The organism is Thioalkalivibrio sp. ALMg11, assembly GCF_000377905.1.
Taxonomy (GTDB): Bacteria; Pseudomonadota; Gammaproteobacteria; order Ectothiorhodospirales; family Ectothiorhodospiraceae; genus Thioalkalivibrio.
On record NZ_KB898871.1, the window covers coordinates 191788 to 214897 of the forward strand.

The following is a 23110-nucleotide window of genomic DNA, read 5'->3' on the forward strand; positions in this document are numbered from 1 at the left end:
ATGCGCGCCGCGATCACCCAAACCCTGCTCCTGCTGCTCGCAACCAGTCTGCTGTTCGCCTGCGGGCGCGACGAATCCGACACCGAACAGCTCGCCTTCTACGCCTTCGGCACGCTGGTGGATCTCAGCCTTTACCCGGCCGGCGAATACGACGTGGAGGCGATCGGGACCGCGGTTCAGGAGGAACTGGAGATCCTGCATACCTCCTGGCATGCATGGGAACCCGGGTCGCTCGGGCGCACCAACGATCTGCTGGCCATGCAGGGCGAGTTCAGCGCGCCGCCATCGGTACTGCCGCTGATCGAGCGCGGCCGCGAGATGGAGACCCTGAGCGACGGCCTGTTCAATCCCGCACTGGGCAAGCTGGTCGCCGCCTGGGGCTTCCATCAGGACGAACCCGACGGCCCGCCCCCGGACGAGGCCACCCTGGCCGAGCTGCTGGACGATCCGCCCCGCATGCAGGACATCGAACGCAACGGCGTGCGTCTGCGCGGGACGCATCCGGATCTGCAGCTCGACTTCGGCGGACTGGCCAAGGGCCTGGCGGTGGAGCGCGTGCTGGAGCTGCTGGCGGAACGCGGCGTCGACGCCGCGATCTTCAACGCCGGCGGCGACCTGATGACCCTGGGGCGGCCCAGCGAACGGCCCTGGCGGGTGGGAATCCGCCATCCGCATGGCGGCGTGCTCGGCAGTATCGAACTGGACGCCGGCGAGGCCCTGTTCACCTCCGGCGACTACGAACGCGGCTACGACTGGGAGGGCGAGCGCATCCACCACGTCATCGACCCGCGCAGCGGCCGCCCGAGCCAGGGAATCGACAGCGCCACGGTGCTCCACCACGACCCGGCGCTGGCCGACGCCGCCGCCACCACGCTGATGATCGCCGGGCCCGACGCCTGGCCGGAATACGCCCGCAAAATGGGCATCGAGCAGGCCCTGGTGGTACTGGACGACCGCATCGAGGCCACGCCGGCGCTGGCCTTGCGCGTACAACCCGGCCCCGACCGGGAGCCGTTCGTGATTCGCGAACTGCCGTGAACCGCGGCCTGCTGCGCTGGGGCGACATCCTGATCGGGACTCTGGCCGCAGGGATCGTGGTCGCGGCCTTCACGCTCGCCTACAGCCCCTCGGGGGATGCCCGGGTGCTGGTCATCAACCAGGCCGGCGCCACGCCGCAACACGAGCCGCTGGACCGGGCCCGGGTGCTCGAAATCCACGGTCCGGCCGGCATCACCCGCATCGAGATCGAGCCCGGCCGGGCGCGTTGCGCCGACTCCCCCGGGCGCCAGAACATCTGCGAGGCCAGCGGCTGGCTGCAGGCCCACGGCGAGGTCGCCGTCAGCCTGCCCAATCGGCTGACCCTGCAGGTCCTCGGCACGGAACCCGGCTTCGACAGCATGCATTACTGATGTGCCCACGATGACCGGCGATCCGCATGCCGGGACCGACACCCGCGACCGCGCGATCGCCGCGCTGGCCGCCATTGCCATCGGCATCCAGATCCTCGAGGCCGCCATCCCCAGTCCGGTCCCGGGCATCAAGCCGGGGCTGGCCAACATCGTCACCCTGGTCACCCTGCTGATCCTGGGCTGGCGCGCGGCGGTCGCGGTCACCCTGATCCGGGTGGTCGGCAGCAGCCTGCTGCTGGGGACCCTGCTGAGCCCCGCGTTCTGGCTGTCGCTGGCCGGCGCCGTGGCGAGCCTCGCCCTGCTGGCCGCCCTGCGCCCCTTCGCCCCCCGGCATGTCGGTCCAGTGGGCCTGGCCATCGCCGCCGCGATGGCCCACATCACCGGGCAGTTTCTGCTCGCCTGGGCAATCATCATCCCGCACCCCAACCTGCCCCTGGTGCTGCCGCCACTGTTGCTCACCGCCCTGATCACCGGCAGCCTGACCGGTATACTGACCGCCCACGTGCTCGCCGACCCGCGAATCCAGCGCCATGTCCGCAACCCCACCGCCAATCATTAACGCCAGCCCGGCCCGTCCCACGGGCCCCGGGGCCGTGTGCGTCCGCCGTGGGCCGGAGGGGGCATGACGGCGAATACCGCTTCGGACGCCCACGCCGGACGGCCGGCCGGCACGCCCCCGCCGGAAACGCCCCGCGTACAGGACCACCTGGGGACCATGATCTTCCTCGCGGTGATCGCGCATGCGCTGATCATCCTCGGCATCGGCTTCGCGGTCGATCCCATCGAGACCCCCACCCGCGAGCCCCTGGACATCACCTGGATCACCGACCCCGACGCCCCGCCACCGGAGCCGGACGCCGAGGTCGAGCACATGGCCACCCGGGATCAGGCCGCCAGCGGCGAGGGCGAGGAGATCCGCGAGGCGCAGGCCCCGGATGCGGAGGATGCCGGCGTCGGCGAGCCCGAGCCAGAGGGCCTCGACGCGCCACTGCCAGAGGCCGGCCCGCTGGTAATGGACCCGGCGCTCCCGGAACCCGAGCCGGAACCGGAACAGGTCACCGCCGAGACCCCGGACGAGCGCGCAGCGCCCCCCGAGGTCGCCGACCCCGAGCCGCTGGAGTCTCCCGATGCCGAGGACCGACCCTCTGCCGCTACACTGATGAATCGCGGCCTGGAAAGCGCCCGCGCCGCGCCGGCCGAAGAGCGCCAGACCTTCTCCACCCGCGCCAGCCGCACGCGCTACCTCGACAGCCTGGCCGCGCGCAGCGCTCCCGAGGCCGCCTACCTGCAGGCCTGGATCAACAAGGTGCAACGCCTGGGCAACGTGAACTATCCGGACGAGGCGCGGCGCCGCGGCCTGTCGGGGACCCTGGTCCTGTCGGTCCGCCTGAACCCGGAGGGCGAGCTGATCAACATCGAGGTCGCCCGCAGCTCGGGCGAACCGGTCCTCGACCAGGCCGCCATCCGCATCGTGGAACTGGCGGCCCCCTACGCGCCATTCACCGAGGCGATGCGCGAGGAATACGACGAACTGGTGATCACCCGTACCTGGGCCTTCCGCCGCGACCAGATGGAACAGATCCGCTAGGGAGACGCTGATTAACGGCGCCGCACACGGGACCGGAAAAACCGGCCCGGCCTTCCTTGCGACCTGCAGAGTCAGCATCGATACTGGTGGCATGAAGCCGACGACCGCCCGTCACGAGCCCGATTGCCTGCGCGATCACTTCCTGATCGCCATGCCAAGCCTGAACGATGGTTATTTCAGCCATGCGGTCACCTATATCTGCGATCACGACGAAGAGGGCGCGCTGGGCCTGGTCATCAACCAGCCCACCGAGTTCTCGCTGCGCGAGTTGCTGGAGCACGTGGAACTGGAACCCGGCGAGGATCTGCCGGAGATGCCGGTCTACCGCGGCGGCCCGGTACAGCCGGAGCACGGCTTCGTGCTGCACTCCGCGGAGCAGACCTGGCGCGGCAGCCAGCCCATCACGGACTCCATCGTGCTGACCACCTCGCGCGACATCCTCGAGGCGATCAATGCGGGCCAGGGGCCCCGCCGGGTCCTGATCGCGCTGGGTCATGCCGGCTGGGGCCCCGGCCAGCTGGAAAGCGAGCTGGCCGAGAACGCCTGGCTTACCGCCCGCGCCGACAGCGACATCCTGTTTGATCGCCCCAGCGCCGAGCGCTGGCGCGCCGCCGCCGAACTGATCGGCATCGACGTCAACCTGATCAGTTCGGCCTCCGGCCACGCCTGAACGTGGGGCTGCTGGCGTTCGACTATGGGCGGCGCCGGATCGGGGTCGCGGTGGGCGAGGAACTCACGGGTTCCGCGCGCGGCCTGCGCACGCTCACCAACGATGCGCCCGCCCTGTGGCCCGCGATTGATGCCCTGGTCGCGGAATGGGGCCCGGAGGGGTTCGTGGTCGGCTGGCCAACCCAGGCCGACGGCAAGCCCACCCCGCTGGCCCGGCGCATCCGGGGCTTTGCCCGCGCCCTCGAAGAGCGCTACGGGCAACCGGTATACTGGTGCGACGAGCACCTGACATCTCATCTGGCCCGCGAACGTCGCAGGCCGGGACGCCACGACCCGGGGCTGGACGCCCACGCCGCCGCGGTCATCCTCGAAGGCTGGTTTCTGGAGAATGCATCATGACGACACCGGACGTCCCGACCCTGCTCGACGACATGGCCGAGCAGGCCCGCCACTACCTGAAGACCCACGGGATCGCCGCACCCATCGTGGTCGGCATCCACTCCGGCGGCGTCTGGATCGCGGAGCACCTGCGCGAACGCCTGGGCGTGGAGCGCCCGCTGGGGCGCCTGGACATCAGCTTCTATCGCGACGACTTCTCGCGCATCGGCATGCACCCGCAGGTCCGCCCGTCGGAACTCCCGGAAGACCTCGACGGCGAACACGTGCTGCTGGTGGATGACGTCCTGTACTCCGGCCGCACCATCCGCGCGGCGCTGAACGAGCTGTTCGACTATGGCCGCCCGGCCTCGGTGACCCTCGCGGTGCTGGTCGAGCGCGACGGTCGCGAACTGCCGATCGCGGCGGCGATCGTTGGCGCCCACATGGAGCTGGGCAAGACCGAACAGATCAAGCTGCGCGGCCCCGAGCCACTACGCCTGGAACGGGTGACGATCGATCCCGAGGACCTGAAGGCCTGAACCGCCGGGACCACAACGGATGACCGAGACCCAGATTGCCCACCCCGGCGCGCGCCTGCCCGAACCGGGCCCGCTGCCCAACCGCCTGCAGCTGACCGACGACGGCCAGCTGCGCCACATGCTGACCATCGAGGGGCTGAACCGGGAGCTCCTGACCGAGATCCTGGACACCGCCGAGTCGTTCGCCAACATGAACGAGAAGGCGGTGAAGAAGGTCCCGCTGCTGCGTGGCAAGACCATCGTCAACCTGTTCTTCGAGGCCAGCACGCGCACCCGCACCACCTTCGAGCTGGCCGCCAAGCGCCTGTCTGCCGACGTGCTGAACGTGAACATCGACACCTCTTCGGCGGTGAAGGGCGAGAGCCTGCTGGACACCCTGCGCAACATCGAGGCAATGAATGTCGACATGTTCGTGGTGCGTCACGAGGAGAGCGGGGCCGCCCATTTCATCGCCCGCCACGTAGCCCCGGGGATCAGCGTGCTGAACGCCGGCGACGGGCGCCATGCGCACCCGACCCAGGCGCTACTGGACATGTTCACCATCCGCCGCCACAAGGGCGATTTCACCAAATTGAAGGTGGCGATCGTCGGCGACATCCTGCATTCGCGGGTCGCGCGCTCGCAGATCCACGCGCTGAACATCCTGCAGACCGGCGAGGTGCGCGTGGTCGCCCCCTGCTCGCTACTGCCGTCGAATGTCGACCAGCTCGGGGTGCACGTCTACAACGACCTCGACGCCGGGCTGAAGGACGTCGACGTGATCATCATGCTGCGCCTGCAGCGTGAGCGCATGGAACACGCCCACCTGCCCTCCGAGCACGAGTACTACCAGCTGTTCGGCCTGACCTCGCGCCGGCTGCAACTGGCGCACCCGACCTGCCTGGTCATGCACCCCGGACCCGCCAACCGCGGGGTGGAGATCGAATCCGCCGTGGCCGACGGGCCGCACTCGGTGATCCTCGAACAGGTGACCTACGGGATCTCGGTACGCATGGCGGTAATGTCCATGGTGATGGGGGCCCACCAGGCATGAGCGTGCTGATCGAGAACGCCCGTATCCTCGACCCTGCGGATGGCTTCGACGCGGTCGGCTCGCTGTGCGTGCAGGGCAGCGAGATTCTTGCCCGCGGCCAGATCCCGGACGGCTTCGAACCGCGCCGACGCATCGACGGCAGCGGGCTGTGGCTGATCCCCGGCCTGATCGACCTGGCGGCACGCCTGCGCGAACCGGGCGAGGAGCACAAGGCCACCGTCGCCAGCGAGACCCTCGCCGCGGCCCGGGGCGGCATCACCAGCGTAGTCGTCCCGCCGGATACCGAGCCACCGATCGACTCGCCCGCCGAGATCGAACTGATCAATCGCCGTGCCCGCCAGGCCTGCGGCGTGCGGGTCTACGTACTCGGCGCGCTGACCCATCAGCTGGAGGGCCAGCAACTGGCCGCGATGGCCGCCCTGATGCAGGCCGGCGCGCGCGGAGTCAGCAACGCAAGCAAACCGCTGGCCAGCCTGCTGGTGCTGCGCCGGGCACTGGAATACGCCACCACCTTCGATCTGACCATCGTGCTCTCGGCGCAGGACCCGGCCCTGACCGGCTCCGGCTGCATGCACGAGGGCGCGGTCTCCACCCGTCTGGGACTGGCCGGCATCCCCGAGGCCGCCGAGACCGCGGCGCTGGGCGCCATCCTGGCGCTGGTCGAGCAGACCGGGGCGCGGGTCCACGTGGCGCGGCTGTCGACTCGCCGCGGCGCGGAGATGATCGCCAAGGCGCGCGCCGACGGCCTGCCGGTGAGCGCAGACGTGGCCGCCCACCAGCTGTTCCTGACCGAGGTCGACGTCGCCGAATACGACCCGAACTGCCACGTGATCCCGCCACTGCGCGGCCAGCGCGACCGCGACGGCCTGCGCGCGGCCGTCGCGCGCGGCGACATCAGCGCGATCTGCTCCGACCACCAGCCACACGAACCGGACAGCAAGCTGGGCCCATTCGCCAGTACCGAGCCCGGCATCTCGGCGCTGGAGACCCTGCTACCGCTGACGCTGCGCTTGGTCGAGGACGGGCTCCTGAGCCTGCATGAGGCACTGGCCCGGGTCACCACCGGGCCGGCGGATATCCTCGGCTTTGCCCAGGGACGCCTGACCGCGGGCGCGCGCGCCGACTTCGTGCTATGGGACCCGGCCGCGATGCACGAGGTCCGCCGCCAAGACTGGTTGAGCGCAGGCCACAACACCCCCTTCTTCAACTGGACCTTCGCCGGACAGGTCCGCGAGACCTGGGTCGCCGGGCGCCCGGTCTGGACCCGCCCCGTCGAGGACACCGCATGAGCACGACCCACACTGCCGACCGGAAGCACCGGGGCACGATCTTCCAGGAGGAAGGCCGCATCCTGGATCACCATGACGCCGGTGCGGACCAGTGGATCCTCCGCGTCTTTGCGCCCGAATGCGCCCGCGCGGCCCAGCCCGGGCAGTTTGCCCATCTGCAATGCGCCCCGCGCCTGCTGATGCGCCGCCCGCTGTCGATCCAGCGCGTGGACCGCGAGGCCGGCTGGGTGGAGTTCCTCTACAAGGTGGTCGGCGACGGCACCCGCGCCCTGTCGCAACAGGCGAAGGGCGACACCCTCAGCGTGCTGGGCCCGATCGGCCAGCCGTTCCGCCTGAATCCGGAGCGCCCGAGGCGCCTGCTGCTGGGGGGCGGGGTCGGCATTCCGCCGATGATCTTCCTCGCCCACCGCCTGCATCTTCAGGGCGAGGCCGGGAAGACCCATGCGGTGCTGGGCTCCGAGGTCCCGTTTCCCTTTCATGCCCGCCCGTCGGAGATCCTCTGGCCGGGCCTGCCGGACGGGGCGATCGCGACCCTGCCGCTGCTGGAAGACTGGGGGGTCGCCTGCCGCCTGACCTCCAAGGCTGGGTTGCCGGGCGCCTATGACGGCTTCGTCACTGACCTGGGGCGCGCGTGGCTGGCTAATCTCGCGCCCGAAGAACTCGAACAGGTGGAGCTCTTCGCCTGCGGTCCCCACCCGATGCTCGCCGCCTGTGCGGAACTGGCAGCGGAGTTCGATCTCCCCTGCCAGGTATCGCTGGAGGAGTTCATGGCCTGCGCGGTCGGCGGCTGTGCCGGCTGCACGGTACCGGTTCGCACCCCGAACGGGGTAGCGATGAAACGCGTCTGCGTGGACGGGCCGGTGTTCGCGGCCGCCGATGTATTCCCGGAGCCGGAGCGCGCCTGAAGAGCCCCCGGGTAGACCAAAAGCGTCATCCTGAAAACCGCGTAGCGGTTACCCATGGCCTCCGTCGCAGGAGCGGGGCACGATGCGGTTCGCTTCGCTCAGCGCAGCCTACTTGTCGGGGAGCTTCAGCTCTTCCTCGGTCTCTTCGGCGGACGAGACGCCGCCCCCGAAATTCAGGCGCCACTCGAGATCGGCCCGCGAATCCGCCTTGTTCAGGGCCTCGTCCAGCATGACGTCGCCGGTCTTGAACAGCTTGACGATCGCCTGATCGAAGGTCTGCATGCCCACGGAGCCACCCTTGGCCATGATCTCCTTGATCTCGTTGATCTTCTCGCCGCGGATCAGCTCGGAGATGTAAGGCGTGTTGATCAGGATCTCCAGCGCTGCGACACGACGCCCGTCCTTGGTCTGCAGCAGGCGCTGGGCGACGATCGCGCGCAGGTTCAGCGACAGGTCCGACAGGATCTGCGGGCGATTGTCCTCGGGGAACAGGTTGATCACTCGGTCCAGGGCCTGGGTGGCGTTGGTCGCGTGCAGGGTCGTCAGCACCAGGTGCCCGGTATCGGCGTAGGTCAGGGCCGCGCGCATGGTCTCGCGCGAGCGGACCTCGCCGACCATGATCACGTCCGGGGCCTCGCGCATGCCCTCCTGCAGGGCGTGATCGTAGCTGGGGGTATCGATCCCCACCTCGCGCTGACCGACGATGGAGCGCTTGTGACTGAACAGAAACTCGATCGGATCCTCGACCGTCAGGATATGCCCGCTCTGGGTCGTGATGCGGTGATCAATCATCGATGCCAGCGTGGTCGACTTGCCGGTTCCGGTCGCCCCGACGATCAGCACCAACCCATCGTTATAGGCGACAAGTTGCTTGAGCACCTCCGGCAGTCCGAGCTGCTCGATGGTCGGGATTGCCACCCGAATAAAGCGGATCACCATCGCGACCTCGCCGCGCTGGCGGTAGACATTCACGCGGAAGCGTCCCAGGCCTTCGCGCGACAGGCCAAAGTTGACCGCGGTCTCGCGCTCGAAGATCTCGGCCTGGTGCTCGCTCATCAGCTCGCGCGCAATGCCCTCGGCCTGACCGTGCGCCAGCGCCTTGCGCGAGATTGGCTGCAACTGGCCGTCGACCTTGATGCTGGCCGGCGCGCCGGTCAAAAAAAACAGGTCCGAGGCGGCCTTCTGGGCCATCAACTTCAGGTAGGGCTCAATCTGCAACTGGCTCATGTTTCCTGTTTCCCCAACGACTAGCGCAGGTTGAAGTCTTCGGCGCGCTCGTCCACGGACAGACCTTCGCCCTCATCCTTCACGGCGGGCGCCCCGTCATCCTGGGCTCGCTGGCTGTCGAGCTTGATGCGCAGGCGCAGGTCGTTCACCGAGTCGGCGTTGCGCAGGGCCTCGTCGTAGCTGATGTGGCGATCCTCGTAGAGGTCGAACAGGGCCTGGTCGAAGGTCTGCATGCCCTGTTCGCGGGAACGGGACATCAGCTCCTTGATCTCGTGCACCTGGCCCTTCAGGATCAGGTCGGACATCAGCGGGGTGTTGATCAGGATCTCCACCGCCGGCACCCGGCCCTCGCCGCCATCCTTGCGTACCAGGCGTTGCGAGATCACGGCCTTCAGGTTCAGCGACAGGTCCATCAGCAGCTGTTCGCGCCGGTCCTCGGGGAAGAAGTTGATGATGCGGTCCAGTGCCTGGTTGGTGCTGTTCGCGTGCAACGTGGACAGGCACAGATGCCCGGTCTCCGCGAAGGCCACGCCGTAGTCCATGGTCTCGCGGTCGCGGATCTCGCCGATCAGGATCACGTCCGGCGCCTGGCGCAAGGTGTTCTTCAGCGCGATCTCGTAGCTCTCGGTGTCCACACCGACCTCACGCTGGGTGATGATGCTCATCGCGTGCTCGTGGACGAACTCGATGGGGTCCTCGATGGTGACGATATGGTCGGCTGTGGTGCGGTTGCGATAGCCGATCATGGCCGCCAGCGAGGTCGACTTGCCCGAGCCGGTGCCGCCGACAAAGATCACCAGGCCACGCCGCTCCTGGGTGATCTTCTCCAGCTGCGGCGGCATCTGGATGTCCTCGAACTTCGGGATCACCGAATTGATGGTTCGCAGCACCATACCGGGGGTGCCGCGCTGGGTGAAGACGTTCACGCGGAAACGCGACACGCCCGGCAAGCCAATCGCGAAGTTGCACTCCTGGTGGCGCTCGAACTCGGCCGACTGCTTGTCGTTCATCATCGAGCGAACCAGCGCCTGGGCATGCGAGGCCGTCAGGTTCTGTTCGGTCATCCGTACCACGCGGCCGTCGATCTTCGCCGCCGGCGGCATGCCCACCGTGATGAACAGATCCGAGCCGTCCCGGTCCACCAGGGCCCGTAGCAGGTCGTGCATGTACTTGATCGCCTTTTCACGATCCATGGCATTCTCCCTTGGTCCCCGGTCCGACGGTCAAGCGCATCGGAGGCGTTCTGGTCAGATGGAATCCGGGTTGCTGGCCTTGCGGCGAGCGTCCTCGCGGCTGATCACGCCCTGTGCGAGCATGTCCTTCAGGCACTGGTCCAGCGTCTGCATGCCGGAGCCGGAACTGGTCTGGATGGTCGAGTACATCTGCGCGATCTTGTTCTCGCGGATGAGGTTCCGGATCGCCGGCGTGCCCAGCATGATCTCGTGCGCCGCGACGCGCCCGCCACCGATCTTCTTCATCAGGGTCTGCGCGATGACCGCGCGCAGCGACTCCGACAGCATCGCCCGAACCATATCCTTCTCGGCCGCCGGGAACACATCGACGATGCGGTCGATCGTCTTGGCCGCGGAGCTGGTGTGCAGGGTGCCAAACACCAGGTGGCCGGTCTCGGCCGCGGTCAGCGCCAGGCGGATGGTCTCGAGATCGCGCAGCTCGCCAACCAGGATGGTGTCCGGGTCCTCACGCAGGGCCGAGCGCAGGGCCTCGCTGAAGCCGTGGGTGTCACGATGCACCTCGCGCTGGTTGATCAGGGACTTCTTCGATTCGTGCACGAACTCGATCGGGTCCTCGATGGTGAGGATATGCCCGTAGTCGTTTTCGTTGCGGTGGTTGACCATGCCCGCCAGCGTGGTGGACTTGCCTGAACCGGTAGGGCCGGTCACCAGCACGATGCCGCGCGGGTAGTCCGAGATCTCCTCGAAGATGCGCGGGGCGCCCAGTTCTTCCAGCGTCAGGACCTTGGAGGGGATGGTCCGGAAGACTGCCGCCGCGCCACGGTCCTGGTTGAAGGCGTTGACACGAAAACGCGCCAGCCCCGAGATTTCGAACGAAAAGTCTGTCTCCAGGAACTCCTCGTAGTCCTTGCGCTGGCGGTCGTTCATGATGTCGTAGATCAGGCCCTGGACCTCCTTGTGGTCCATGACCGGCACGTTCACCCGGCGCATGTCGCCGTCAATACGCACCATCGGCGGCATGCCCGCGGAGATGTGCAGGTCCGAGGCCCCGTTCTTGACCGAAAAGGCCAGCAACTGCGTGATATCCATGCATCCCCCCTGTTATCGGACGTGGCGCCGACCCGCGTCATCGCCCTGGTGGCAGCCACAACCACCACCACTCCCTGTCGCTTTATGAAGGCCCGCGCGAAAATCCGCGGTGACCTTGTGTTCTTCCGGACTATATCATAGGGAAATGACCGCACCAGACCATGCCCTGAGCACCGTTCGAGCCCGTATCGAGGCCGCCTGCCGCGAGGCCGGGCGCGACCCGGATTCGGTCCGTCTATTGGCCGTCAGCAAGACTCGGGGCGCGGACGAGATTCGCGCCCTGCATGCGCTGGGACAGTCCGCCTTCGGCGAGAATTACGCCCCGGAGCTGGTGGATAAATACGACACCCTGGAGGCCGCACCGGCGCCGCTCGGCCTCGAGTGGCACTTCATCGGCGCCCTGCAAGGCAACAAGACCCGCGCGGTGGCCGAACGCGCCGCCTGGGTACATACCGTCGACCGCGAGCGCATCGCCCGGCGTCTGTCCGATCAGCGCCCGGAGGGCATGCCGCCGCTGCAGGTGTGCCTGCAGGTCAACATCAGCGAGGAGCCGCAGAAGGCCGGGGTCGCCCCCGGGGAGGCTGCCGCCCTGGCCGCCGCAGTGCAGGGCCTGCCCGGCCTCGTGCTGCGCGGGCTGATGGCCATCCCGGCCGCCGCCGACGACATCCCGCTACAGCGGGAACCCTTCGCGCGCCTGCGCGCTCTGCGCGATACCCTGAACGCAGAGGGCCTTTCGATGGATACGCTGTCCATGGGGATGTCGGACGATCTCGAGGCGGCCATCCTCGAGGGGGCCACACTGGTGCGTGTCGGCACCGCTCTGTTCGGCCCGCGCCAACCCAAATCCAAGGAGTCCGCATGACGGAACACCGCTTCGAGGTCGGCTTCATCGGGGCCGGCAACATGGGCGAGGCCCTGCTTCAAGGGCTGGTCCAGTCCGGCCATGCCGCCGAACGCATCGCCATCGCCGACAAGGGCGCCGAGCGCGTACGCGACCTGCAGGCCCGCTATCCAGGCCTCGCCAGCGGCAGCGCCACCGAACTGGCCTCCAACAGCGCCACCCTGATCCTTGCGGTCAAGCCCCAGACCCTGCCGGAGCTGGCCCCGACGCTGCGCGACGCGGTGAACCAGGGCCAGCCGCTGGTGATCTCGGTGGCCGCGGGCATCACCACTACCCAACTGGCCGGGTGGCTGGGCGACGCCACGCGCCTGGTCCGCGCGATGCCGAACACCCCGGCCCTGGTCGGCGCCGGGGTCACCGGACTCTACGCCGCCCCCACCGCAAGCCCCGAGGATCGCGCCACGGCCACCCGGCTGCTGGAGGCGGTGGGCCGCGCGATCTGGGTGGAGGACGAGGAACAAATGCACGCCGTGACCGCCACCTCCGGCAGCGGACCGGCCTACGTCTTCCTGATGATCGAGGCGATGCAGGAGGCCGCGAAGTCACTGGGCCTGCCGGCAGACACCGCACTGGAACTGACCCTGGGCACCCTGGCCGGGGCCACCCGTCTGGCCGCAGAGGGCGACGAGAGCGCCGCGGAGCTGCGCCATCGCGTCACCTCCCCGGGCGGCACCACCGAACGCGCCCTGCAGGTCCTGGAAGACGGTGACCTGCGCGAACTGATGCGCCGCGCGATGACCGCAGCCGCCGAACGCTCACGCGAACTCGGGCGTTGAAACCCTGAGTCACCACGAAGCGCACGAAGGAGGGCCCGGTCAGGAGCGCTTCGTGGTGGGGCAATCAGCGCAGCTCGGCCAGCAGCTGGCGGATCATGCGCTCGGCCTGGGGGCCGTAGCCCCCGCCGAACAGGTGGTCGTGATTGAGGATGTGGTAGAGGTTGTAGAGCGTACGCCGCACGCCATAGCCGGGGTCGATGGGCAGGATCTCCTCGTAGGCGGCGACGAAGTCCTGGCCCGGGTGGCCGAACAGCTCCATCATCGCCAGGTCGGCCTCGCGGTCGCCGTAGTACACCGCCGGATCGAAGATCGTCACGCTGCCATCCGCCAGGAACCCCCAGTTGCCACTCCACAGGTCGCCGTGCAGCAGGGAGGGTACCGGCTGATAGTCGGTAAAGAAGCCGCCCAGCGAGGACTCCAGTTCCTCCAGCGCCCCCAGCAGCGATCCCGCCGCCCCACGCTTCTGCGCCAGCTGACGCTGGAAGCCCAGACGTTCATCACGGTAGAACGACACCCAGTCGTCGTGCTCGGTATTCGGCTGCGGCGTGCTGCCAATGAAGTTGTCGTGATCCAGCCCAAAGCGCGGGCGGGTCTTCTGGTGCATGTCGGCAATCCCGTGCCCCAGGGCCACGCCATCGCGGCGCCCCCCCAGCGCCAGGTTCTCCATCACCAGAAAGTGGGTGCCGCCGGCCGATCCGGCGCCGACGACATCGGGGATTTTGAGGCGTTCGCAGCGCGCGAGCTCTTCCAGGCCGCGCGCCTCGGCCGCGAACATCGCAGCGCCGTCGCCCCCACTCAGCTTGACGAAGAACTCCCGCCCGTCGCTTCCGGTGAAACGCTGCGCCTGATTGATGGAGCCCCCGGAACAGGCCTGGCTTCCTGTTGGCTCGAAGGGCGTTCCGGTATGGTCGGCAATACACTGGGCCACCGCCGCCGTCACGGCATCGGGGCCCGTTGAATCAAATTGGTTCATCCTTGGCATCCGGGTTCCATGTCAGTGTGCAGGTTACCGGCTGTCGCAGGATCCGTCAGGAGACACCCCATGGCCTTTCGCAAGCTCGAACCTCTGTGCGACAAGATCGGCGCCGAGCGCATCCGCGCGGTGATCGACGACTTCTACCGCCGCCTGTCGGCCGACCCCGAGATCGGCCATCACTTCGAGCGCATCCAGGACTTCCCGGATCACGTGAAGCGCATCGCCGATTTCTGGTACATGAACCTGGGCGGGCGCCTGGAACAGCCGCCGACCATCGACATGGTCGGCAAGCACGCACCGCTGAACCTGACCGAGGCCGACCTGGCCGTCTGGATGCGCCACTTCAAGGCCACCACCGAGGATCACCTGGAGCCGCCGCTGGCAGCCGAATGGCAGCAACTGGCCGATGGCATCGCCAGTCGCATGCGCGAGGACATCATCCGCGGCTGACCGATCTTTGTTTGCACCACGCAGCGCACAAAAACACGAAGAAGGGCTAGGTCAAGGTCAAGGTCAAGGGCGATTCACAGGAAGAAGGGTAGGCAGGAAGGAATCTTGTGGGGTGGCGCCGGGGTACGTCCTCGCGCTGATGCCTTTGCGGTCGCGGTTGGGGTTGCCACGCGTCGAATCGCCAGCGGCGAGGGCTGTTCCGATGTGCGTTGCCAACCCTGCTCCTGGTGGGCCGCAGCGCCACTGTTCGTCGGAGACCTTAGCCCTCCACCTCCTTCCGGGTCTTCAAGCCTTCCTGCAAATCGCCCTCGCCCTTCTTCGTGGCTTCGTGCGCTTCGTGGTTAAAAGGCCCTCCGGAAGCGGATCCTAGCAGGCGTTTTCGGTGTAGCCCGGGGCGTCGCAGAAGGCGCGGCTCAGGGTGATGCCCACCTCGCCCGGAAGCGAGGCCAGGTGGCGTTCGCGGCTCGCAGCGAGGCCGTCCTGCGGCGTCACCGGATACAGCAGGGTGGACAGCGACGGCGGCTCCTGCCCCAGGCGCACCGCGTACAGGATGCGATAGGCAAACACGCGGCGGAGATAGTCGCGGGTCTCGGAGAACGGGATCAGCTCGGCCCAGATATCCGGATCCATCGCGCGGTCCTCCGGCAGCCAGGAACTCACCCGGTGGGCGCCGGCGTTGTAGGCCGCGGAGGACAGCATGCTGTGGCCTCCGAAACGGTCGAGATTGCGCCGCAGGTAGTAGGTGCCGAGCCGGGCATTGGTCGCCGGGTCGAGGATGTCCCAATCGGAGTTCACCCGCACCCCCGCCGCCGAGGCGATGGACCGGCCCGTCGCGGGCATGACCTGCATGATCCCCAGCGCCCCGGCACCGGAACGGACGTCGTGGAGGAAGGCACTCTCCTGGCGCGCGATCGCCATGGCCCAGGCCGGATCGATACCCTGTTCACGTGCCCCGGCCACGATCAGGTCATCAAAGGCCAGCGGGAAGCGCAGCTCGATGTCGTCCCAGTTGCGGGCGCGGGCCGCGGTGAAGATCGCGCGGTCGTGCCAGCCCCAGTCGGCAAAGGTGCGCGCCGCCGCCTCCAGCTCCGCGGTATCCATGTCGGCCACCGCGCGCGTCCATTCGCGGCGGGCCTCGGCGTTGCGGTCCAGGCGGACCAGCTCGCGCATGCGCTGCATGCCAGCGTGCGTGCGCATGGCCGCCTGCTGCCCGTCTTCCAGCACCAGGGGCTGATGACCGATGCGATAGGGCTGACCCAAGCGGTCAGCCGCCAGGAAGCCGTAGAAGTTACGTTCGCGGGCCGCGCGCTCGTAGAAGCCGCGTGCGGCCTCCAGCGACTCGATCTGCTCCAGGGCACGGGCATACCAGTACTGCCACGCCGCCTCGTCGCGCACGTCGCGATCCATGGCGCGAATCGCGTCCATCACCGTCTCCCAGTCGCGCTCGTACAGCGCCGCGCGCACCTGCCACTGGCGCAACTGGGTGTCGAACACCTCGGGCTCAAGGGCCGCCATGAAGTCCAGCGACTCGGGGCGATAGCGCAGCGCCAGGCGCAGGGCCAGGGCGTGCTGCACACGCCCGGCCGATTCGGGGGACAGCCCGAGATCGCCCCCGCCCTTCTCCCAGCCTTCCAGGGCGGCATCCAGGTCCTGGCGGATCCAGCGGGTAAAGGCCCGCTCCATCAGCGCCTCCGCCGAGCGGTGCTCGCCGGCGTCGAAGTCGGCCTCCACAACCCGCGCGGGGCGGCTGGCCAGATCCAGCCAGCGCTCCGCCCACGGGCGGTCATCGCGGTCAAGGTAGCGGCGCAAGTAACGGGCCAGGCCCGTCTGTCCCGCCTCGACGGCCAGCACGAAACGATCCCAGGCGAGCTCGCCGGTCAGCCCCCCGGCGTCGCGCCAGGCCTTCAGGGCCGGATCGCAGGCCGAAGGGCGCGACTGCCCGTGCAGCCAGATGGACTCCACGTCCTCCAGGGCCGCCTCGCGCTCCCCCGTCTTCAACAGCGCCTGGCGTCGATGACAATCCTGCTCGACGCCCAGCGAGCGGTCCGAATCGAGGAATTCGAGATAGTCCGCCCACTGCTCCTCGCGCGCGAGATGGGTCAGATAGCTGCCGTGCAGCCGGCCCGCCAGCGGGGTGTCGTCATGCTCTCGCACAAAGCGGCGCACCGCGTCCGGGTCGGCGCGATTGAGATTGCGCGCCAGGTCGCGGTAATCCAGGTAGGGGGTCAGTGGGTAGCCCGTCAGGGTGCTGCGCGCGGCCCGGTAGGCCGTCATGTCGCCGCGGTTCAGGGCGCGCTCGGCGAGCAGGTACAGGCTGCGCTCGAAGACATAAAGGTCTTCTTCGGCCGCGGCCGCCGGCAGCGCCGCGGCCAGGACCAGCAACAGGCCGGCCAGCCCGGCGATGACGTTCCTGGATTGGCGCATGTCCTGCCCTCGTATCAATGGTTTCCCATCATCGGCCTGCGCCAGAGCGCTTGCAACGAGGATCCTCCGGTTTCGCGCGACTCGGGCGGCAGTTCCGGCATTCCGGCGCGTCGACCGCGGGATCAGGTAGCCAGAACGCGAACCTCGCCACGGTCGAGGCCGTCGAGGGTCCAGGAGTCGACCCGGTAGCGAACCAGACGCAGGGTCGGGTGGCCAACCGCCGCGGTCATTCGGCGAACCTGGCGGTTGCGCCCCTCGCGCAGGGTGAGCGCCAGCCAGCGGGTCGGGATGTGGCGGCGAAAACGCACGGGTGGGTCGCGCTCCGGGAGGTCCGGTGGGTCCATGCGCTCCACCTGCGCCGGGCGGGTCAGGCCATCCTTCAACTCGACACCATCGCGCAGGGCATTCAACGCGGCGTCGTCGGGTTCGCCCTCGACCTGGACCCAGTAGGTCTTGCTGGTCTTGTGCTGCGGCTGGGTCAGACGCGCGTTCAGACGCCCATCGTCGGTCAGGACCAGCAGGCCCTCGCTGTCACGGTCCAGACGACCGGCCGGATAGACGCCGGGGATCGCCATGTAGTCGGCCAGTGTCGGACGACCCTCGGGGTCGGTGAACTGGGGCAGCACGCCCCAGGGCTTGTGAAACAACACGACCCGGGCCATAACCAGTGCCTCAGTCGCAGCGCAGGGTGACACGTTCGGCGAAGTGCCGGCCGAGGTCGTAGTCCACGCTGGCGCCATAGTCCAGCGCCATCGCACGCGCCACCAGCGCCGGGTCCGGGCGCGGCCGCTCAAGCCGGGCCTGGCAGGTCGCATCCACCAGTCCGGACGTATCAAGGATGCGCGTGCCATGCGGGTCCTGATGCAGGATCTCGATGAAGTACGTCGGGTCGTAGACCTTGTACGCCAGAGGCTCGCCGGCCGGGTCCACCGGTTGCTCCAACTCCAGGCGGAAGCGGAAATGCAGCAGCCCCGCGTCCATGGCCATCCGTGGATCGACGGCGGCCGCGATCCCGAGCTCCTCTCCACCCACCTCCAGGTGGCTGTACCAGCGGTACTCGTCCAGATTGTCGAGGATCTCGGTGGCAAGCCCCTGCAGGCGCGCCTCAGCGGTATCGCCGGACTGGTGCTCCTGGGCATCGTCGTACAGGTACTGCCCGTAGGTCGGGTCGAAGCGCCAGTGATGGAGCATATGGGTGATCTGCCCGTCGCCGTCGCGCTCGAAGCTGATCCGCAGGTCGATCCAGGCATGCGGGTGCGCCTGCACGACGGCCGGCAGCAGCACGAGCGCAGCCAGCACCAAGCCCCCCAGGATGTGCAGCCGACGGATCATGCCGGCTGCCTCGTATCCGTCAGGCCCCAGGCGCCCGCGGCGGCGAGGAGGGGGCCGTGGTAGGCGGGGGCAACACCCAGGTCCTGCAGCCAGGCGGGCGCATCGGGGGCCGGCGCCGACGGCTGCAGTTGCCCGGGCGGCGGCAGGTCCGGGATACGATCGGCGAGGCCGGTCAGCCGGCGCGAGCGGCGCAGCCGGTCGGCCTGCTCGGCGATGGCCGCGGCCACCGCGGGCGCCCGGCGGATGTTGCAACGGGTGACGGCCGGCGGGTCGGCCAGGACCGTGTCGAGGTCGTGCAACCGGCGCAGGATGCGCGCGGCCGTCTTCGGTCCAACCCCGTCGATTCCGGGAATGTTGTCGCTGGCATCCCCAGCCAGGGCCAGCATGTCCGCAACCTGCTCGGGGCGGATGCGAAAGCGCTTTTCGATGGCGCGACGATCCATGTCGACCCCGCGTTCCGGGTCGTGCAGGCGGTCCTGCCCGCCCAGGATCACCTGGGTCAGATCCTTGTCGGCACTCTTCACGTCGATGCGATAGCCGGCCGCGCGCCCGGCGCGGGCCAGGCTGGCGATCAGGTCGTCGGCCTCGTATTCCGCGTCGGCAAGGGTCGCAAACCCCAGCCTGCCCAGTAGTTCGCGGATCCGCGCGAACTGCTCGCGCAGCTCCGGCGGGGCCGGTGGACGATGGGCCTTGTAGGCAGGGTCAATGCGGTGACGAAAACCACGGCGCTGGCCGGTGTCGAAACAAAAGGCCACCGGGCCCGGCGCGCAGCCCGGCAGCCACTGACAGAGCGAGTGCACCAGGCCGTGCAGCGCACCGCCCGGTCGGCCCTGCGGATCCGGGTCCAGGCCGCGAGCGAACCAGGCGCGAAAGACGAAGATGCTGCTGTCGACCAGGGTCAGGGTCGGCAACCGCACAGCCGGCACTGGGCCGGATTCAGGCGAGGCGTTCAAGGTCCTTCCGCACGCCAGCGATGGACTGGTCGAAGCCCGCGCGCTCCTCGGCATTCAGTTCCAGCTCGATGGCACGCTCCATCCCGCCCTGACCAAGGATACAGGGCACGCCCATGGCCACGTCGCGCTCGCCGTACTCGCCGTCCAGCAGGGCCACCGTGGGCAGCACCCGCCGCCGATCCAAGGCGATTGCCTCGACCATCTCGGCGATGGCTGCGGCCGGTGCGCCGTAGGCGCTGGAGGTCTGTTTCAGGGCCAGGATCTCGGCGCCGCCGTGCCGGGTCCGCTCGACGATGTTGTCCAGCGTGGCCTGATCCATGAAGTGATGCAGCGGGACGCCGTTGACGGACGAATAGCGCAGCATCGGCACCATGGCGTCGCCGTGGCCGCCCAGCACCAGCGCCTGAATGTCATGGGTGGAAAGGCCGGTCTCCAGCGCGATGAAGGCGGCCATGCGCGAGGTATCCAGCACCCCGGCCTGACCGAAGATGCGGTCGCGGCTCCAGCCAGTCTTCTGCCAGGCACGGTAGGTCAGCACGTCCACCGGGTTGGAGACCACCAGGATGCGGCTCTGCGGGGCATGGACCAGGATGTCCTGCAGGATGGCATCAAGGATCTCGACGTTCTTGTCCAGCACATCGGAACGCGACATGCCCGGCTTGCGCGGCAACCCGGCGGTGATGATCACCAGTTCCGCGCCGGCGATCACCGACGCCTCGTGGCTGCCGGTCAGCCGGGTATCGAAACGCAGCAGTGGCGCGGTCTCCTGGATATCCAGGGCGGCGCCGGCCGCCGCGCCCTCGCGTACGTCCAGCAGCGCAATCTCGCGGGCGATGTCGCGGCGGGCCAGAAACTGGGCGGTGGATTCGCCAACGCGTCCGGCACCGACAATGGCGATCTTCTGCATGCGCTGCTCCTCCTACAGGACTGCGTTACAGGCGGGCGACCCCGCTGTCGCGGGCGGCCTGACTGATCGCCTGCGGCACCGTGTCGATCAGACGCGGATCGAACGGGGTCGGCAGGATGTAGTTCGGGCCGAATTCCAGGGCCTCCAGGCCGTAGGCATCCAGTACCACCTGAGGCACGGGCTCACGGGCCAGTCCGGCCAGGGCGTGCACCGCGGCCACCAGCATCTCGTCATTGATCGTCCGGGCGCGCACATCCAGCGCACCGCGGAAGATGAACGGGAAGCCGAGCACGTTGTTCACCTGGTTCGGGTAGTCCGAGCGCCCGGTGGCCATGATCAGGTCGTCGCGGGTTGCGTGCGCCAGCTCCGGAAGGATCTCCGGGTCTGGGTTGGACAGGGCGAACACAATCGGCTTCGGCGCCATGGAGCGCAGCATTTCCGGGGTCAGCAGGTCCGGGCCGGACAACCCGATGAAGACGTCGGCACCGGCGCAGGCATCGGCCAGGCTGCGGGCGTCGGTATCCACCGCGAAGATTTGCTTGTGCTCGTTCAGGTCATCGCGGTGGCTGTGAATCACGCCCTTGCGATCGACCATGAACAGGTTCTTCTTGGCCGCGCCCAGCCGCACCAGCAGCTGCATGGACGCGATCCCGGCAGCACCGGCGCCGACGCAAACGATCTTCGCCTCGTCCAACTTCTTGCCCTGGATCTCCAGGGCGTTGACCAGGCCCGCCGCAGTGATGATCGCGGTGCCGTGCTGATCGTCGTGAAAGACCGGGATGTCCAGGCGTTCGGACAAGCGACGTTCAATCTCGAAGCAATGCGGCGCGGCGATGTCTTCCAGATTGATGCCACCAAAGCCGCCGGCAATGCGCGCGACCGTGTTGATAAAGTCTTCCGGCTGCGAGGCCTCCACCTCGATGTCGAAGACATCGATATTGGCAAAGGCCTTGAACAGAACCCCCTTGCCCTCCATCACCGGCTTCGAGGCCAGAGCGCCCACGTTGCCCAGCCCCAGCACTGCGGTGCCATCGGTGATCACCGCGACCAGGTTGCCCTTGCCGGTGTAGCGATAGGCCAGCTCCGGGTTCTCGGCAATCGCCCGCACCGGCGCGGCGACGCCTGGCGAATAGGCCAGCGACAGATCGTCCTGGGTAGCGGTGGGCTTGGTGATGTGGATCGCCAGCTTCCCGGCCGGCTGCTGCTCGTGGTATTCCAGCGCGCGCTGGTTGAAATCCTTGGACATGGTGTAGCGGGGCCTTTTGTCGGACGGTTGCATTCACATACAGGCGCAGACCCGGCACGGGCCCGCACCGGGTGCGGAAATCAGTTGACCGGGTGGGTGGGGACGGACCCGCGCCGGGCTTCGTCATACAACGGGCGGTACTGGTCGGCCAGACGAGTGAGCTCGCGCTGGCGCGAATCCGGTGCCGGGTGAGTACTCAGGAATTCCGGCTGGCCACCATTGGCCTGCGCAGCCATCTTGCGCCACAGGCTGGCTGCGGCATCCGGGTTGTAACCGGCGCGCGCCGCCAGCTCGATACCAATGCGGTCGGCCTCGGATTCCATGCCCCGGCTATGCGGGAGCTGCACGGCGAGCACGGCCCCCAGCGCCGCCCCGGTCAGGGCCAGCTGCGAACGATCGCCGGAGAGGGCGTAACCGGTCAGAGCCAGATTGCTGGCGAGCGCGACCGACATCTTTTCCGCCGTATGCGCCGACAGCGCGTGGGCGATCTCGTGCCCAATGATCTGCGCGAGCTCGTCATCGGTCAGCTTCAATTGTTCGATAATGCCCGAGTAGATCGCCATCTTGCCGCCCGCCATCGCGAAGGCGTTGACGGTGTCCGGGGCCTCGATCACCGCGATCTCCCAGTCCCAGTCCGCGGTCTCGGGACGGTACTTGACCGCCTGCGCGACCACCTTTTCGGTGATGCCCTGCACCCGCGCAGTCATCGCGGGATCGGCATTAATGCGACCCTCGTCGCGCGCCGGAGCCAGCATCTCGACATAGGCGCTGCGCGAGGCGTCGATCGCCTGGTTCTCGGAGACCAGCATCAGCTGCGAGCGCCCGGTCACCGGGTTGGTGGTACAACCGGGGATCGCCACGGCGAGGCCGGCCGCAACCAGGACGGTCAGAAGCAGAGAGACCAGACGACCGCGAGGGGTCCGCCAGGACTTGGAAAGAGCACGCATTATTCCGGTACCTCTAAATCGAGCGGATGGCGAATGCGCATCCGGAGTCGGTCTCTCCAAGGATACACCTGCCCACGCACAATCACCGCCTCGCCGTTCAAGGTAGCGGGCTCGAGGTCGGGCCATTGATCGCGGTCACCCCCGCGGATCAGGACGTCCAGCGGCCCGTCCAGCTCCAGCACCCAGTGACGCGACGTCTCGCGCACCGCCACCACCTCGCCCTGCACCCGCAGCCGGCCCTGGCGCAGGGCGCCGGAACGCGGGTCCAGCATTCGGGCCGGCAGAGCCGCCGGGCGCTCCATCCACAGACCCCGCTCCCCTGCCCGCGCTTCGGCCTCGGCCACGTAGAAGCAGGTATCCAGGGCGGCCGGCTGCGGTCCGGGGCGCGGCATCGCTTCGCCAGCGGCAATCAATTCGGCCGCCAGCAACGGTCCGCCGGGCAGCCAGACATGCATGCGCAGGCGCCCTTCGGCGTCCCGGGCGGGGCGGCCCGGGCGCAGGATCAGCCGCTGATCGACCTCGCCCAGGCGTGCGGTCAGCGCCTCGCGCAGCCCTTCGTGAAGATGCAGGGGACGCATCGGGGAGGCCCTCTCCGGCAGCGGCGCGGCCGGGGCCAGACCGATCACCTGAACGGTCCGCCCATCGGTCAACCGCAGACTATCGAAGCCCTGCACGCGCTCGACCGCGACCTCCTGAAGCCCACGCGGATCCTGATCCACCAGCCGGCACTCGGCCCGGACCGCAACGGCCAGCAGCACCAGGCCCAGGCCCACAACGCAGACGAGGGCGCCCCGCAGGACGCCCTCGTCGGGTCGGACAGCGCCCGCCGCAGCAGTCACGCGTCCGTTCGCGTTGCGCGCCATCCGGCGCGCCGCAGCT

General features: G+C 68.4%; 25 protein-coding genes. 13 read left to right on the top strand and 12 right to left on the bottom strand.

The features are described from left to right. From D578_RS0100940 to D578_RS0100985, 10 genes are all read left to right on the top strand, one after another. Window positions 1-1038 (top strand): FAD:protein FMN transferase, encoded by a 1038-nt coding sequence (locus tag D578_RS0100940; RefSeq protein WP_026289103.1) that lies wholly within the window; start codon window positions 1-3, stop codon window positions 1036-1038. Then, entirely contained in the window at window positions 1035-1409 is a 375-nt protein-coding gene (locus D578_RS0100945) for a NusG domain II-containing protein (RefSeq protein WP_018948143.1), read from the top strand. Before D578_RS0100940 ends, D578_RS0100945 begins: the two co-directional genes overlap by 4 nt. A 10-nt stretch (window positions 1410-1419) precedes the next feature. Then, entirely contained in the window at window positions 1420-1968 is a 549-nt protein-coding gene (locus D578_RS0100950) for a Gx transporter family protein (protein ID WP_018948144.1), read from the top strand. A gap of 156 nt (window positions 1969-2124) precedes the next feature. Beyond that, a complete protein-coding gene (locus D578_RS0100955; RefSeq protein WP_026289104.1) occupies window positions 2125-2997 on the top strand; it encodes a TonB family protein in 873 nt (290 codons plus the stop codon). A gap of 91 nt (window positions 2998-3088) precedes the next feature. Further along, window positions 3089-3667, top strand: coding sequence for a YqgE/AlgH family protein (locus D578_RS0100960; RefSeq protein ID WP_018948146.1), 579 nt, complete (start codon window positions 3089-3091; stop codon window positions 3665-3667). Between the two features lie 2 nt (window positions 3668-3669). Further along, window positions 3670-4065 carry a Holliday junction resolvase RuvX gene (gene ruvX, locus D578_RS0100965; RefSeq protein WP_018948147.1) on the top strand — a complete coding sequence of 132 codons (396 nt, stop codon included), beginning with the start codon at window positions 3670-3672 and terminating at the stop codon, window positions 4063-4065. Then, window positions 4062-4583 carry a bifunctional pyr operon transcriptional regulator/uracil phosphoribosyltransferase PyrR gene (gene pyrR / locus D578_RS0100970; protein WP_018948148.1) on the top strand — a complete coding sequence of 174 codons (522 nt, stop codon included), beginning with the start codon at window positions 4062-4064 and terminating at the stop codon, window positions 4581-4583. Before ruvX ends, pyrR begins: the two co-directional genes overlap by 4 nt. Before the next feature lie 19 nt (window positions 4584-4602). Then, window positions 4603-5616, top strand: coding sequence for an aspartate carbamoyltransferase catalytic subunit (locus tag D578_RS0100975; protein WP_018948149.1), 1014 nt, complete (start codon window positions 4603-4605; stop codon window positions 5614-5616). After that, a complete protein-coding gene (locus D578_RS0100980) occupies window positions 5613-6905 on the top strand; it encodes a dihydroorotase (RefSeq protein ID WP_018948150.1) in 1293 nt (430 codons plus the stop codon). Before D578_RS0100975 ends, D578_RS0100980 begins: the two co-directional genes overlap by 4 nt. Continuing rightward, entirely contained in the window at window positions 6902-7810 is a 909-nt protein-coding gene (locus D578_RS0100985; RefSeq protein WP_018948151.1) for a dihydroorotate dehydrogenase electron transfer subunit, read from the top strand. Before D578_RS0100980 ends, D578_RS0100985 begins: the two co-directional genes overlap by 4 nt. A gap of 108 nt (window positions 7811-7918) precedes the next feature. Here D578_RS0100985 and D578_RS0100990 read toward each other — a convergent pair whose 3' ends face one another. Genes D578_RS0100990 through D578_RS0101000 form a run of 3 tightly spaced genes read right to left on the bottom strand, consistent with a single transcriptional unit; the run spans window position 7919 to window position 11319 of the window. After that, entirely contained in the window at window positions 7919-9037 is a 1119-nt protein-coding gene (locus D578_RS0100990; protein ID WP_018948152.1) for a PilT/PilU family type 4a pilus ATPase, read from the bottom strand. A 20-nt stretch (window positions 9038-9057) separates the two neighbouring features. Then, complete coding sequence (locus D578_RS0100995; protein ID WP_018948153.1) at window positions 9058-10230, bottom strand: PilT/PilU family type 4a pilus ATPase; 1173 nt, start codon at window positions 10228-10230, stop codon at window positions 9058-9060. 54 nt (window positions 10231-10284) lie between these two features. Continuing rightward, window positions 10285-11319 carry a type IV pilus twitching motility protein PilT gene (locus D578_RS0101000; protein WP_018145114.1) on the bottom strand — a complete coding sequence of 345 codons (1035 nt, stop codon included), beginning with the start codon at window positions 11317-11319 and terminating at the stop codon, window positions 10285-10287. Between the two features lie 145 nt (window positions 11320-11464). Between D578_RS0101000 and D578_RS0101005 the strand changes: the two genes are divergently transcribed. Further along, entirely contained in the window at window positions 11465-12181 is a 717-nt protein-coding gene (locus D578_RS0101005; protein WP_018948154.1) for a YggS family pyridoxal phosphate-dependent enzyme, read from the top strand. Then, entirely contained in the window at window positions 12178-12996 is an 819-nt protein-coding gene (gene proC / locus D578_RS0101010; RefSeq protein ID WP_018948155.1) for a pyrroline-5-carboxylate reductase, read from the top strand. Before D578_RS0101005 ends, proC begins: the two co-directional genes overlap by 4 nt. 64 nt (window positions 12997-13060) lie before the next feature. Here the strand turns inward: proC and D578_RS0101015 are convergent, their stop codons facing one another. After that, window positions 13061-13969 (bottom strand): fructosamine kinase family protein, encoded by a 909-nt coding sequence (locus tag D578_RS0101015; RefSeq protein WP_018948156.1) that lies wholly within the window; start codon window positions 13967-13969, stop codon window positions 13061-13063. A gap of 69 nt (window positions 13970-14038) precedes the next feature. Between D578_RS0101015 and D578_RS0101020 the strand changes: the two genes are divergently transcribed. Continuing rightward, the gene (locus tag D578_RS0101020) at window positions 14039-14422 is read left to right on the top strand and encodes a group III truncated hemoglobin (RefSeq protein WP_018948157.1); all 384 of its coding nucleotides are present in this window, start codon (window positions 14039-14041) and stop codon (window positions 14420-14422) included. A 366-nt stretch (window positions 14423-14788) separates the two neighbouring features. Here the strand turns inward: D578_RS0101020 and D578_RS0101025 are convergent, their stop codons facing one another. From D578_RS0101025 to D578_RS0101060, 8 genes are all read right to left on the bottom strand, one after another. After that, entirely contained in the window at window positions 14789-16846 is a 2058-nt protein-coding gene (locus D578_RS0101025; RefSeq protein ID WP_018948158.1) for a transglycosylase SLT domain-containing protein, read from the bottom strand. A 122-nt stretch (window positions 16847-16968) separates the two neighbouring features. Further along, the gene (locus tag D578_RS0101030) at window positions 16969-17508 is read right to left on the bottom strand and encodes a pseudouridine synthase (protein WP_018948159.1); all 540 of its coding nucleotides are present in this window, start codon (window positions 17506-17508) and stop codon (window positions 16969-16971) included. Window positions 17509-17518: 10 nt separating this feature from the next. Beyond that, window positions 17519-18178: a DUF1007 family protein gene (locus D578_RS0101035; protein WP_018948160.1), complete on the bottom strand. Its 660-nt coding sequence runs from the start codon at window positions 18176-18178 to the stop codon at window positions 17519-17521. Continuing rightward, window positions 18175-19131, bottom strand: a complete 957-nt coding sequence (locus D578_RS0101040; RefSeq protein WP_196800649.1) for a 5'-3' exonuclease H3TH domain-containing protein — start codon at window positions 19129-19131, stop codon at window positions 18175-18177. The genes D578_RS0101035 and D578_RS0101040 overlap by 4 nt, the downstream gene beginning before the upstream one ends. Next, entirely contained in the window at window positions 19115-20038 is a 924-nt protein-coding gene (gene mdh / locus D578_RS0101045) for a malate dehydrogenase (protein WP_018948162.1), read from the bottom strand. The genes D578_RS0101040 and mdh overlap by 17 nt, the downstream gene beginning before the upstream one ends. Before the next feature lie 25 nt (window positions 20039-20063). Further along, on the bottom strand, window positions 20064-21284 hold the full coding sequence (locus D578_RS0101050; RefSeq protein ID WP_018948163.1) for a malic enzyme-like NAD(P)-binding protein: 1221 nt from the start codon (window positions 21282-21284) through the stop codon (window positions 20064-20066). A gap of 80 nt (window positions 21285-21364) precedes the next feature. Further along, a complete protein-coding gene (locus D578_RS0101055) occupies window positions 21365-22231 on the bottom strand; it encodes a M48 family metallopeptidase (protein ID WP_018948164.1) in 867 nt (288 codons plus the stop codon). After that, entirely contained in the window at window positions 22231-23094 is an 864-nt protein-coding gene (locus D578_RS0101060; protein WP_018948165.1) for a thermonuclease family protein, read from the bottom strand. Before D578_RS0101060 ends, D578_RS0101055 begins: the two co-directional genes overlap by 1 nt. Between the last annotated feature and the right edge of the window lie 16 nt (window positions 23095-23110).

Excerpts from the sequence above, each read along its gene's own strand:
- D578_RS0100995 (WP_018948153.1), bottom strand. The coding sequence starts at position 10,230 with ATGGATCGTGAAAAGGCGATCAAGTACATGCACGACCTGCTACGGGCC.
- D578_RS0100985 (WP_018948151.1), top strand. The coding sequence starts at position 6,902 with ATGAGCACGACCCACACTGCCGACCGGAAGCACCGGGGCACGATCTTC.
- D578_RS0101000 (WP_018145114.1), bottom strand. The coding sequence starts at position 11,319 with ATGGATATCACGCAGTTGCTGGCCTTTTCGGTCAAGAACGGGGCCTCG.
- D578_RS0101025 (WP_018948158.1), bottom strand. The coding sequence starts at position 16,846 with ATGCGCCAATCCAGGAACGTCATCGCCGGGCTGGCCGGCCTGTTGCTG.
- D578_RS0101005 (WP_018948154.1), top strand. The coding sequence starts at position 11,465 with ATGACCGCACCAGACCATGCCCTGAGCACCGTTCGAGCCCGTATCGAG.
- D578_RS0100950 (WP_018948144.1), top strand. The coding sequence starts at position 1,420 with ATGACCGGCGATCCGCATGCCGGGACCGACACCCGCGACCGCGCGATC.
- D578_RS0101035 (WP_018948160.1), bottom strand. The coding sequence starts at position 18,178 with ATGATCCGTCGGCTGCACATCCTGGGGGGCTTGGTGCTGGCTGCGCTC.
- D578_RS0101015 (WP_018948156.1), bottom strand. The coding sequence starts at position 13,969 with ATGAACCAATTTGATTCAACGGGCCCCGATGCCGTGACGGCGGCGGTG.
- D578_RS0101055 (WP_018948164.1), bottom strand. The coding sequence starts at position 22,231 with ATGCGTGCTCTTTCCAAGTCCTGGCGGACCCCTCGCGGTCGTCTGGTC.
- proC (WP_018948155.1), top strand. The coding sequence starts at position 12,178 with ATGACGGAACACCGCTTCGAGGTCGGCTTCATCGGGGCCGGCAACATG.
- D578_RS0100955 (WP_026289104.1), top strand. The coding sequence starts at position 2,125 with ATGATCTTCCTCGCGGTGATCGCGCATGCGCTGATCATCCTCGGCATC.
- D578_RS0101020 (WP_018948157.1), top strand. The coding sequence starts at position 14,039 with ATGGCCTTTCGCAAGCTCGAACCTCTGTGCGACAAGATCGGCGCCGAG.
- D578_RS0100990 (WP_018948152.1), bottom strand. The coding sequence starts at position 9,037 with ATGAGCCAGTTGCAGATTGAGCCCTACCTGAAGTTGATGGCCCAGAAG.
- mdh (WP_018948162.1), bottom strand. The coding sequence starts at position 20,038 with ATGCAGAAGATCGCCATTGTCGGTGCCGGACGCGTTGGCGAATCCACC.
- D578_RS0101050 (WP_018948163.1), bottom strand. The coding sequence starts at position 21,284 with ATGTCCAAGGATTTCAACCAGCGCGCGCTGGAATACCACGAGCAGCAG.
- D578_RS0100940 (WP_026289103.1), top strand. The coding sequence starts at position 1 with ATGCGCGCCGCGATCACCCAAACCCTGCTCCTGCTGCTCGCAACCAGT.
- D578_RS0100980 (WP_018948150.1), top strand. The coding sequence starts at position 5,613 with ATGAGCGTGCTGATCGAGAACGCCCGTATCCTCGACCCTGCGGATGGC.
- D578_RS0101030 (WP_018948159.1), bottom strand. The coding sequence starts at position 17,508 with ATGGCCCGGGTCGTGTTGTTTCACAAGCCCTGGGGCGTGCTGCCCCAG.
- pyrR (WP_018948148.1), top strand. The coding sequence starts at position 4,062 with ATGACGACACCGGACGTCCCGACCCTGCTCGACGACATGGCCGAGCAG.
- D578_RS0100975 (WP_018948149.1), top strand. The coding sequence starts at position 4,603 with ATGACCGAGACCCAGATTGCCCACCCCGGCGCGCGCCTGCCCGAACCG.
- D578_RS0101060 (WP_018948165.1), bottom strand. The coding sequence starts at position 23,094 with ATGGCGCGCAACGCGAACGGACGCGTGACTGCTGCGGCGGGCGCTGTC.
- D578_RS0100960 (WP_018948146.1), top strand. The coding sequence starts at position 3,089 with ATGAAGCCGACGACCGCCCGTCACGAGCCCGATTGCCTGCGCGATCAC.